Here is an 11,361-nt window from a genome sequence, read left to right on the forward strand (position 1 = left end):
CCGGCCCCGCGCCCCGCGCGCTCAGTCCGCCGGACGCAGCTTCTTCACCTCGGCGTCCGACGGCTGCACGCTCGCGCCGTCGATATAGCGGAACGACGTCATCACGCCCTTGCCGTCCTTCAGGCCGGTCACGCCCACGTAGGCGCCCATCGTCGACTGGTTGTCCTGCGGGCGGTACATGATCTGCCCGAACGGCGTTTCGACCTTCAGGCCCTTGAAGGCGGCGGCGAGCTTGTCCGGATCCGTCGAGCCGGCTTTCTTCAGGCCGTCGGCAATCGACATCAGCGCCGAGTAGCCGACCACCGAGCCGAGGCGCGGATAGTCGTGATACTTCGCCTCGTACTGCTGCACGAACTTCGTGTTGTCCGGCGTGTGGATCGCATACCACGGGTAGCCCGTGACGATCCAGCCGGTCGGCGCCTCGGCTCCGAGCGGGTCGAGGTAATCGGGCTCGCCGGTCAGCAGCGACACCACGGTGCGGCCCTTGAAGAGCCCGGTGGTGTTGCCCTCGCGGACGAACTTCGCGAGATCGGCACCGAACAGCACGTTGAAGATCCCGTCGGGCTTCGCGTCGGCGATCGCCTGCACGACTGCGCCCGCATCGACGTTATCGAGCGGCGTCGCCTGCTCGGTGACGAACTCGACATCCGGCTGCGCAGCCTTCATCAGCTTCTTGAACGTCGCCACGGCCGACTGCCCGTACTCGTAGTTCGGATACACGAGCGCCCAGCGTTTCTTGTGCAGCTTCACCGCCTCGGGAACCAGCATCGCGACCTGCATGTAGGTGGACGGGCGCAGCCGGTACGTGTACTTGTTGCCGTCGGCCCAGACGATCTTGTCGGTGAGCGGCTCGGCGGCGAGGTAGAACACGTGCCGCTCTTTCGCGTAATCGGTGAGCGCGAGACCCGTGTTCGACAGGAAGCCGCCGAACAGCAGCTTCACGCCTTCGCCCGCGACCAGTTCCTGCGCGACCCGCACCGCGTCGCCCGGATTCGCGTTGTCGTCGCGCGAAATCACTTCGAGCTTCTTGCCGAGCACGCCGCCGGCCGCGTTCACCTGGTCGAGCGCGAGATTCCAGCCGTTGCGGTACGGTCCGAGAAAGGCGGGCACTGCCTTGTAGCTGTTGATCTCGCCAATCTTGATCGTGTCGTCGGCGCGCGCCGCGAGCGCGGCAAGCGACAACGTCAGACCGACTGTCAGGCGAGCGATCCATCGTGCGCGTGGGGTCATGCGAGTCTCCGTGAGCGGTGATGCTGCGAGTGGCGAAAATGGCCGGGACGATTGCGGCCCCGGACTGCGTTACCTGCGATACCTGCGATACCTGCAGATCCTGCGATACCTGCAAATCCCGCAAATCCTGCAGAACGTGCGAAAGCGTGCGAAGGCGCTGCAACCCGCCGGACGGCGGGGACGCGCGGTGCGCGTCCGGTGATGCTCAGTGCGCGCGCGGCGCCGCACGGATGCGCGCCACCGTCGCCTCGAGATGCGGCCACAGCGGCCTGCCGCCGGCGTATTGCGCGCGCAGATAACGCAGCAGATCGGCGATCTGCGCGTCGTCGAAGCTGTCGCGATACGCGGGCATCGTCCCCAGTTCGGGACGCGCCGGCATATCGATGCCGTCCAGAATCACGCGAATCAGGTTATCCGGCGTGTCGCCATGCAGGTTCGTGTTGAGCGCGAGCTGCGGCTGCGCGCCGAACAGCAGCGGTCCGCTGCCCGCATGATGGCAGGCGGCGCACGCGCCGTCGAACAGCCGTGCGCCGGGGCCGGGCGCGAGCGGCGCCGGCGCGGCGGCCGCGACGTATTCGCGCGCGAGCGCCTGCGGATCCGCATTCGGGCTGGCCGGACCAAACGACGCGACATAGTGTGCAATCGCGCGAATGTCGCTATCGGGCAACGCGGCCAGCTCGCCGACCACCGGCGCCATCGGTCCGGCCGCGACGCCGTGCAGCGGCGCTTCGCCGTAGCGCAGATAGCTGAACAGTTCGTCCTCGGTCCACGGTACCGGCGCGTTCGACAGCGACGTCAGCGCCGGCGCTTCCCAGCCTTCCGCGAACCCGCCACCGAGAAACGCGCCGCCGCCGCGCTCCGCGCCGAAGCGGTTGCGCGGGGTATGGCACGCGCCGCAATGGCCGAGGCCGTTCACCAGGTACGCGCCGCGATTCCATTGCGCGCTGCGCGCCGGGTCGGGCGCGAACGTCGCGCGCGGCACGAACGCGCCGTTCCAGGCGGCGAGCAGCGGGCGCAGGTTGAACGGAAACGCGAGGCGCGTCGCCGGCACGTGCGCGCGCACCGGCGTTTGCGTCATCAGGTACGCGTACAGCGCTTCGAGATCGGCATCGGATACATGACGAAACGACGTGTACGGAAACGCCGGATACAGCCGATGGCCGTCGCGCGCGATCCCTTCGCGCATGGCGCGCGCAAACGCTTCGAAGGACCACGCGCCGATGCCGGTCTCGACGTCCGGCGTGATATTGGTCGCGTAGATCGTGCCGAAGGGCGTATCGAGCGGCCGGCCGCCCGCATTCGGGATGCCGTTGCGCGCGGTATGGCACACCGCGCAGTCGCCGAGCGCCGCCAGTTGCCGGCCGCGCGCGATCAGCTCCGGCGCGAACGCAGCCGCCGGCGGCGGCACGATGGGCGCGAGCGGCCGCGGCGCCAGCGCGAACGCACCGGCGAGCCCCAGTGCGCCGGCGACACCCACGGCACCCGCCGCCCCCGCGGCGCTCGCCGCGAACGCGCCGAGCCAGCCGAAGCGCCCGCGCACGCGGCGGCGCGCGAGCGCCGCCGGCGCGTTCGCGAAGCCGAGCGCGGCACGGCGTGCGCCGCGCGTGAACGGCAGCCAGCGAAAGCGCTCGACGATGCGCGACGCCGGCACACGGTCGCGCAACCCCGTCATCATTTCGATCACGGGCACCTCGCGAAACGTCAGGACCGGATACGCCTGCGAGGCCGGGTCCGTTACGGCGCGGCGCGCCGTCCGGTGCGCGTCGCCGTCAACCGGAAGGCGTGCGTCGGCGGGCACGGCGAGCGGCTTCGGGGGTTCGGCGTCGGCGGGTCCGGCGCGCCACGCCGCGTTCCACCTCCCCTCCCACCCAGGTTGCGCGAGCGTGTCAGGCGGCGGCGCGTCGCGCCACGCCGCGTCCTGCGCGAGCGGCAGCGCGTCGGCCGCCAGCATCAGCGCGATGCGACGCCCGCGGATCAGTTCGCCATAGCCGATGCCGTCGGCCGCGTCGTCATCGCGCGGGACGATACGGCCGTCGCGCACGGCGAGCCGCGCCGGGTCGGCGCCCAGCACCTGCGCGGCGCGCGCGAGCAGATACTGACGCGCCTGCGCCGCGGCGCTGCGCAGGGTCGCGCCCGCGACGGGATCCCGCGTTCGGCCGCTCGCCTGCACGGGCACGACCGCAACGCACGCGAGCGGTACATCCAGCGCGTCGGCAACGATCCGCGCGCGTGCCACGCCGACGCCAAGGTCGGCCTGATCGTCGAATGCGAGCACACGGCCGTCGCCGCAGACGGCGAGCACGCACACCGGTTCGGCATGCGCAGACGGCGCGGATACGCGCGGCCGCGGCAGCCGCGCTTCGAGCGGCGGCCGCATCACGAGCAGCACGTCCTGCGTGTCGGACAGCGCACGGCGCGATGCCGGCGCAGCCCCGCCCACGACGTGCGCGGCCTTCATGCGGCGTCCCCGCGCGGCGACGGCGGCGGTTGCACGGCGCCGCCGGCCAGCCGGTCCGCGGCGAGTTGCACCGCGCGCACGATCTCGACGTGCGCGCCGCAACGGCAATAGTTGTGCGACAGCTCGCGCCGGATCGTCTCCCCGGACGGGTGCGGATCGCGGTCGAGCAACGCCTTCGCGGTCAGGATCATCCCGTTCAGGCAGTAGCCGCACTGCGCGGCCTGTGCGTCGATGAACGCCTGTTGCACCGGATGCGGCGCCACGCGCGTGCCGAGCCCTTCGAGCGTCGTGATCTCGCGCGCGAGCGCCACGCGCGCCGTGCTCACGCAGGCGCGCGTCGGCCTGCCGTCGAGCAGCACCGTGCACGCGCCGCACTCGCCGAGCCCACAGCCGAATTTGGGGCCGTTCAGCGCCAGGTCGTTGCGCAGCAAGTAGAGCAGCGGCGTGTCCGGATCCGCGCGCACCACATGCAGCGCGCCGTTGACATGCAGCGTCAGGGGCTCGGGGGGTCTCATCGGGGCGGCCCGCGGCGAACGGTCAGGACACCGCCGGCACGTCGACCGCGGGCGGCGTATTGCGGCTGCGCCGGCAGCGGATCAGGCCGTCGATCATCACCATGCCCACGCCCGGGAGGTCGCCCAGCTGCACGCTCTCCAGCAGCGTGCTGCCGGCCGTGTGCTGCGCGCGGTCCATGAAGACGAGATCGGCGGGACGTCCCACCTCGATCAGCCCCTGGCGCAGATTGCGCTGGCGCGCCGTGTTGCCGGTCGCGAAGCAGAACGCAATCTCGGCCGGCACGTCCGCCAGGCTCGCAATCAGCGCGATCATCCGCAGGATGCCGAGCGGCTGCACGCCGGAGCCGGCCGGGCTGTCGGTGCCGAGGATGATCCGGTGCGGACACTTCAGCTCGACGGCATGGCGCGCGGTCAGCAGCGCGATCCGCTCGTTGCCGTTGTGAACGATTTCGAGTGCGCGCGACGACTGTTCGCACAGGTCGCACACGTGCCGGTACGACAGCGACGTATGGCCGCCGTTGACGTGGCCGATCACGTCCGCATCCGCCGCGAGCACCACGTCCCTGTCGATCAGACCCGAGCCGGGGATCGACGGGCCACCCGTGTGAATCGTGCTCTGAATGCCGTATTTGCGTGCCCACGCAACCATCTGGCCGGCCTCCTCGCCCGCCTTCACGCTGCCGAGGCCGACTTCGCCGAGCAGCTTCACGCCGGCCGCCGCCAGCTCGCGGAAATCCTCCTCGACCATTCCCTGCTCGATGACCGGCGCGCCGGCGAGCACCTTCACGCCGCCGCCGACGCCCGCGCCGCGCATCCCCTCGAACGCGCGCTGCGCGGTGATCGCCAGTGCCTTCAGACCGACGATATCTTTCGGACGACCAGGCAAATGCACTTCGCCTGCCGAGATCATCGTCGTCACGCCGCCATTCAGGTTCGACTCGATCCAGCCGAGCTGGTTCTGGCGCGGCGTCCAGTCGCCGAACACCGGATGCACGTGCGAATCGATCAGTCCGGGCGCGACCGTCGTGCCCTTGCAGTCGACCCGCGTGCGCGCGCCTTCGACGTCGCAGTCCTGCGCGCGGCCGAGCGCGACGATCACGCCGTCGTCGATCACGAGCGTATCCGCATCGAGAATCGGCCGGTCGATATCGCCCGACAGCAGCAAGCCGATATTCGTCACCGCCACCTTGCCCGACAATCCGCTCAACGTCTCTGCCGCCATCTGCTTCTCCTGTTGCCACTACGCACCGATGCCGCACGGCATCGCGGGACTCAGACGCTCAGATACGCGCGCCTGACGGTTTCGTTCTTCGCGAGTTCGCCGATCGTGCCGCTGAAGCGGATCTGCCCTTTCTCCAGCACATACGCGCGATCGCTCACGAGCGCCGCAAAATGCAGGTTCTGCTCGGACAACAGGATCGACAGCCCCTCGCGCTTCAGTTCGAGGATCATGTTCGCCATCTGCTCGACGATGACGGGCGCCACCCCCTCCGACGGCTCGTCGAGCAGCACGAGATACGGATTGCCCATCAGCGTGCGCGACACCGTGAGCATCTGCTGCTCGCCGCCGCTCATGTGCCCGCCGGGCCGGCGCGGCATGTCGCCGAGGTTCGGGAAGAGCCGGAACAGCTTCTCCGGGGTCCATTGCGGCGCGCCCTCGCGCGGCGGCTGACGCCCCGCATCGAGGTTTTCCATCACGGTGAGATCGCTGAACACGCGCCGGTCCTCGGGCACGAAGCCCATGCCGAGGCGCGCGATCCGGTACGGCGCCAGCGCCGAGATATCGGCGCCGCGAAACCGCACGTCGCCGTGACGGCGCGGCAGCAGGCCCATCACCGCTTTCATCGTCGTCGACTTGCCGGCGCCGTTGCGCCCCATCAGCGCGACGACTTCGCCGCGGCCCACGTCGAGGTTCACGTCGAAGAGAATATGCGCGCGCCCGTAGAACGCATTCAGTCCGCGCACCTGCAGCATCGGCTCGCTCATTGCAGCGTCTCCTGCGCGTCGTGGCCGCCGTCACGGCCGCCACCGCTGCCGCTGGAATCGCGGCCGCGGCCATCGCGCCCGAACGCCGCGTGCGCCTCGAAGGTCTTGCCGGTGCCGAAATAAACGGCCTGCACGCGCGCGTCGTTGCGGATCGTCGCGGCGTCGCCTTCGGCGATCAGCTTGCCGCGCGCCAGCACGATCATGCGGTCCGCGTAGTTGAACACCACGTCCATGCTGTGCTCGGTGAACAGCACGCCGATTCCGTGTGCGTTGACGAGGCGGCGCGTGAGCCCCATCAGCGCGTTGCGTTCCTGCGGCGCCATGCCGGCGGTCGGCTCGTCCATCAGCAGCAGCTTCGGGCGGTTGGCGAGCGCGATCGCCAGCTCGACGCGCTTCACGTCGCCATAGGCAAGCACGCCGCACGCGCGCTGCGCGGCGTCGGCCATGCCGACCTGATCGAGCAGGCTCATCGCTTCGTCCGCGTACCACGAGGCGGCCGGCTTCCATAGCCCGAACAGCTTGCGCTCGCGCGACACCAGCGCCATCTGCACGTTTTCGAGCACCGTCATCGAGTTGAAGGTCGCGGCAATCTGAAACGTGCGGCCGACGCCGAGCCGCCAGATGTCGCGCGGCCGCAGGCCGACGAGCTCGCGCCCGTCGAGCCGGATCGAGCCGGACGACGGCCGCAGCTGGCCATTCACCATGTTGAAGCAGGTCGACTTGCCGGCACCGTTCGGGCCGAGCAGCGCCAGCAGCTGGCCGGCTTCGAGATCGAACGACACGTCGTCGACCGCCTTCAGTCCGCCGAACGATCTGGACAGGCCCTGCACGCGCAGCAGACTCATCGCTCCTCCTTCATAGCCCCTCCTCGACCGCCGCGGCCTGCGCCGGCGGCGTGCCGCGCGAAACGCCGGATGGACCGCCGGCGTCGCCGTTGCGCGGCTGCGCGTCGTCGCCGAAGCGCTCGCGAATGAAGCCGACGATGCCTTGCGGAAACGCGATCACGAGCAGCAGGATCGTGAAGCCGAGCAGCGCCTGCCAGTAATCGGTCTCGCGCGACACGGTGTCCTGCAGCCACGTGAACACCGCAGCGCCGACGATCGGCCCGGCAAGCGTCTGCAGGCCGCCGAGCAGCACCATCACGAGGCCGTCGACGGAGCGGCTCACGCTGATCACTTCCGGCGAGATCGTGCCCTTCGAGAAGGCATACAGCGAACCGGCGAGCCCGCAAAACACCGCGGCGATCACGAATGACGCCCACTGCACGCGCTTCACGTCGATGCCGATGGCCTCGGCGCGCAGCACGGAATCGCGGCCGGCGCGCATCGCATAGCCGAGCGGCGAAAACAGCATGCGCCGCAGCAGCCACACGCACAGCGCCACGCAGGCAAGCGTCAGGTAGTAGTACGCGACCGACGACGACAGCCAGTTCGACGGCCATAGCCCGAGAACGCCGTTGCTGCCGCCGGTCACGTCGTCCCACTGGAACACGACGGACCAGACGATCTGCGCGAACGCGAGCGTGAGCATCGCCAGATAGACGCCCGAGAGCCGCACGCAGAACCAGCCGAACACGAGCGCGCCGCCGAGCGCGAGCAGCGGGCCGAGCAGCAGCGCCGCTTCCATCGGCAGGCTCAGCACCTCCAGGAACAGCGCGGCGCCATACGCGCCGAGCCCGAAATACGCGGCGTGACCGAACGAATGCATGCCCCCCGGGCCCATGATGAAGTGCAGGCTCGTCGCAAACAGCACCGCAATCAGAATCTCGACCATCAGGATCGGCATGTACGGAAACGCGTGCGCGCCAAGCGGCGCGAGCAGCAGCACCGCGAGCACGAGCGCCGCCAGCACTTTCAGGCGCTTGCCGGCGCGCCGCAGCGGGGCATCCGGCGCGGCGAGGCTGCGCACCGCGCTTGCGGCGCGCCCGAACAGCCCCCATGGACGCACGACGAGCACGACCGCCATCACGACGAATTCCGCAACCAGGGTGAAGCGGCTCAGCGAGAACACCACGCCGAAGAGCGTCACCTGGCCGATGCCGATGCACAGCGCCTTGATCTCCGCGATCAGCAGCGCGGCGACGAACGCGCCGGGGATCGAGCCCATTCCGCCGACGACGACCACGACGAACGCGTTGCCGATCGTCTCCAGATCGAGCGACAGGTTGGCCGACACGCGCGGCCCCTGCAGCGCGCCGCCGAGCCCGGCGAGAAACGCGCCGACGAAGAACACGCCGGTAAACAGCCACGCCTGGTTGATGCCGAGCGCGCCGAGCATCTCGCGATCCTGGGTCGCCGCGCGCACGAGCGTGCCCCAGCGCGTGCGCGTGAGCGCATACCACAGCAGCAGCAGCACGAGCGGCCCGATCACGATCAGCGCAAGGTCGTAGCTCGGCAGCGGATGGCCGAGAATGCGGATCGCGCCGGCCAGATGCGGCGCGCGCGGGCCGAACAGATCGTCGGGGCCCCACAGCCACAGCGCGGCGTCGCGCAGGATCAGCACGAGCGCAAACGTCGCCAGCAGATGAAACAGTTCGGGAGCCTGATAGATCCGGCGCAGCACCACCAGTTCGATCAGCGCGCCCAGCACCGCGACCGCGAGCGCGCTGCCGAGCACCGACAGCCAGAAGCCTGCCGTCGACGCACCGTAGCGGCTTGCGAGACTGTACGCAATGTACAGGCCGAACATGTACAGCGAGCCATGCGCGAAGTTGACGATGCGCGTCACGCCGAAGATCAGCGACAGGCCTGCGGCGACCAGAAACAGCGTCGACGCGTCGGCGAGCCCGTTGATCAGTTGAACCAGCAGATTCGAAAGCATCGTCACCCTCGGAGGCGTTCAATCCATTCGTGCATCATCGCGCCGGCGCGCCGCCGTGCAAGGCGCACGCAGCGTGCGAAGCGCACGCTGCGGTCGCGGCGGCCGGCCGGCAGCGTCATCGCAAGCCGTCTTCGCCCTTGATCTCGCTTGCCTGCAGCCCGCCGATGCGCGGCAGCGGCCGGCCGGCCGCGGTCACCGCGACCGCGACCACGATCTCGTTGGCGCGCGGCGCGTCGGCGACGCGCGCCTCGATCGCATCGAAATGGCTGCGCACGTAAGCCGCATCCTTGTGCCCGAGCGGCACGTCGATCGCCGTGCCGAGCGTGCCCATCTTCTTCGCGGACGGCACCAGCGCCGCGCCCTTTTCGACCGCTGCGCGCAGCGGCGCGCCGAGCTTCGGATGCAGGATCGCCGCCGCGTGTTCGAGCTCGCCCGCCTCGCCGACGATCGCCGCCTTGCCGTAGCTGTGCGCGGCGCCGGGCGCGATGCCGAGCGCCTCCACGCACTTCCTGCCGAGCAGGCCGCCGAGTTCCTCGCCGGCCTCGATCAGCGCGTCGAGTTGCGCTTCGTAGCGGCCCGCATACGGGTTTTCGATCACCGCGATCGCGACCGCGCGGCGTACCGGCGGCTCGACCGGCTGGCCCATTTCGATGCGGGTTTCGTCGACCTGCACGATCAGTTTGCGAAGCTTGCTTGTCATGTCGCTCTCCGTCAATGGATTCGCGGGGTACCGGCTCGCCCGCGCCTAGCGCAGGCCGTCGAGGCCGGCGATCGCTTCCTTCGCGAGCCCGCCGACGCGCGCATGCACGCGCGCACCGGTACTCATCGCGAGGATGTAGACGACCTCGTCGGCGGCGGGCGCGCCCGGCACGCGCACTTCGATCGCGTCGAAATGGCTGCGCACGTAGCTCGCGTTCACGTGCGTGATCGGCACGTCGAGCGCGGTGGACGGCGCGCCGACCTTCTTCGTGGAGGGCACGATCGCCTTGGTCGGCACGCCGTGCTTTTCGAGCAGTTCGCGCATCGCGTACCCGCCGGGCACGTGCCACAGCGCGCCGTGCTCCAGTTCGCCGCGCGCGCCGACGATCGCTCCCTTGCCGTAGCCCTCGATCGCCGCGTGCGACACGGCCAGCGCGGCGAGCAGGCGCTGCGCGAGATCGACGCCGATCGGCTTGAGCGCCTCCATCGCGGGCTGGATCTGCGCTTCGTAGCGGCCCGCGAACGGATTCGTCATCACGGCCGCAATCGCGCCGCGCCGCAGAGGTTGCGCGGGCAACGGCCCGAACTCGTGAAAAATGTCTTCGACGTGCGTCAGCACGCGGCGTATTTCGAACACGGAACCTCCATCGGATGGTGAAGATGAGCCACGACGCGCGCGCCGCCCGCAGCGGCCGCCGGCACCGCCTCTTTCGCCTCTTTCGCCTCTTTCGCCTCTTTCGCCTCTTTCGCCTCTTTCGCCTCTTTCGCCTCTTTCGTCGCGCGCGGCAGCGCGGCCGTGCAGCCGACCGCGCGCGCGTGGCGCTGCAGGAACAGCACCGCGCCCTCGATCAGGCCCGCCTCGCGCAGACGTTGCGCCTCGGCGACGCCGCTCGCGAGCGCGCATTCGATGAGCGGCGCCGGCAGCGGCGGCACGTCGACCGTCACGCGCAATTCGCCGAGATCGCTATCGTCCTTCAGCGACGACGCCGGCTGGCGCACGATGCCCGGATGCGGCAGATCGACCGCGTTCGCGATCATCGTCGCGGCGGCGTCCGCGCGTGCGCCGTCGCGGGCGAACACGGTCACGCTGTCGGCGATGCCGAGACTGAAGCTGCGGCCGCGCCAGCCGCTCGTCGCGATCCCGCGCACCGGCATCGCCGCGTCGACCACGCAATGCGCGTCGAGCGGCGCCATCCCGGGCGCGCCGCCGACGTCGCAGGCCGCGAGATCGGCGAGCAGCCCGATCCGGTAATGCTCGCCCTCGCTCAGGTAAAGCGCAATATCGCCGCCGTTGTTGATGAAGGCACGCGTCACGCCGGAGCGCGCAAACACGCCGATCAGTTCGTCGGCGACGCTGCCGGCGACCGCTGCCATCGGCGTGATGTAGCGGCTGCGGAATGGCCGGCAGGCGTCCCACATCCGTGCGGCGACCGGGCCTGCGCAGGGGTTGCGCGGGGCCTCGGCGCTCAGCGCGCGCCTGAGCAGCGCCAGTTCCGCGACCAGTTCCGGCAGGATCTGTGCGAAGCGCTGCCAGCATGCGTCGTGTGCCGCCTGAACGGCCGCGGCGTCCCCGTCGGCGCCGACGATCAGGTCGATCGGCCCGTGCTGCAGATGCCAGCGGTGAGCGTCGAGGCGTGCGCGTGTGGCGGTCAT

At 70.0% G+C, this 11,361-nt stretch carries 10 protein-coding genes; all 10 read right to left on the bottom strand.

Annotated elements, in window-relative coordinates:
* Positions 1-21 precede the first annotated feature (21 nt).
* The 10 genes from AC3AP7_RS28160 to AC3AP7_RS28205 all read right to left on the bottom strand — a co-directional run bounded on the left by AC3AP7_RS28160 (position 22) and on the right by AC3AP7_RS28205 (position 11,361).
* Entirely contained in the window at positions 22-1,230 is a 1,209-nt protein-coding gene (locus AC3AP7_RS28160; protein ID WP_487363575.1) for an ABC transporter substrate-binding protein, read from the bottom strand.
* Between the two features lie 205 nt (positions 1,231-1,435).
* Positions 1,436-3,688 (bottom strand): c-type cytochrome, encoded by a 2,253-nt coding sequence (locus AC3AP7_RS28165; protein WP_488324841.1) that lies wholly within the window; start codon positions 3,686-3,688, stop codon positions 1,436-1,438.
* A complete protein-coding gene (locus AC3AP7_RS28170) occupies positions 3,685-4,203 on the bottom strand; it encodes a (2Fe-2S)-binding protein (protein WP_487363576.1) in 519 nt (172 codons plus the stop codon). Before AC3AP7_RS28170 ends, AC3AP7_RS28165 begins: the two co-directional genes overlap by 4 nt.
* A gap of 22 nt (positions 4,204-4,225) precedes the next feature.
* The gene (locus AC3AP7_RS28175; RefSeq protein WP_487363577.1) at positions 4,226-5,425 is read right to left on the bottom strand and encodes an amidohydrolase family protein; all 1,200 of its coding nucleotides are present in this window, start codon (positions 5,423-5,425) and stop codon (positions 4,226-4,228) included.
* Positions 5,426-5,475: 50 nt separating this feature from the next.
* Complete coding sequence (locus AC3AP7_RS28180; RefSeq protein ID WP_487363578.1) at positions 5,476-6,189, bottom strand: ABC transporter ATP-binding protein; 714 nt, start codon at positions 6,187-6,189, stop codon at positions 5,476-5,478.
* Entirely contained in the window at positions 6,186-7,034 is an 849-nt protein-coding gene (locus AC3AP7_RS28185) for an ABC transporter ATP-binding protein (RefSeq protein ID WP_487363579.1), read from the bottom strand. Before AC3AP7_RS28185 ends, AC3AP7_RS28180 begins: the two co-directional genes overlap by 4 nt.
* A gap of 10 nt (positions 7,035-7,044) precedes the next feature.
* On the bottom strand, positions 7,045-9,009 hold the full coding sequence (locus tag AC3AP7_RS28190) for an ABC transporter permease (protein ID WP_487363580.1): 1,965 nt from the start codon (positions 9,007-9,009) through the stop codon (positions 7,045-7,047).
* Positions 9,010-9,124: 115 nt separating this feature from the next.
* Positions 9,125-9,709, bottom strand: a complete 585-nt coding sequence (locus tag AC3AP7_RS28195) for an amino acid synthesis family protein (RefSeq protein WP_487363581.1) — start codon at positions 9,707-9,709, stop codon at positions 9,125-9,127.
* A gap of 45 nt (positions 9,710-9,754) precedes the next feature.
* Complete coding sequence (locus AC3AP7_RS28200) at positions 9,755-10,345, bottom strand: amino acid synthesis family protein (RefSeq protein WP_487363582.1); 591 nt, start codon at positions 10,343-10,345, stop codon at positions 9,755-9,757.
* Entirely contained in the window at positions 10,321-11,361 is a 1,041-nt protein-coding gene (locus AC3AP7_RS28205; RefSeq protein ID WP_487363583.1) for a UPF0280 family protein, read from the bottom strand. The genes AC3AP7_RS28200 and AC3AP7_RS28205 overlap by 25 nt, the downstream gene beginning before the upstream one ends.

The sequence above is a fragment of the Paraburkholderia sp. PAMB 6770 genome, assembly GCF_057748135.1.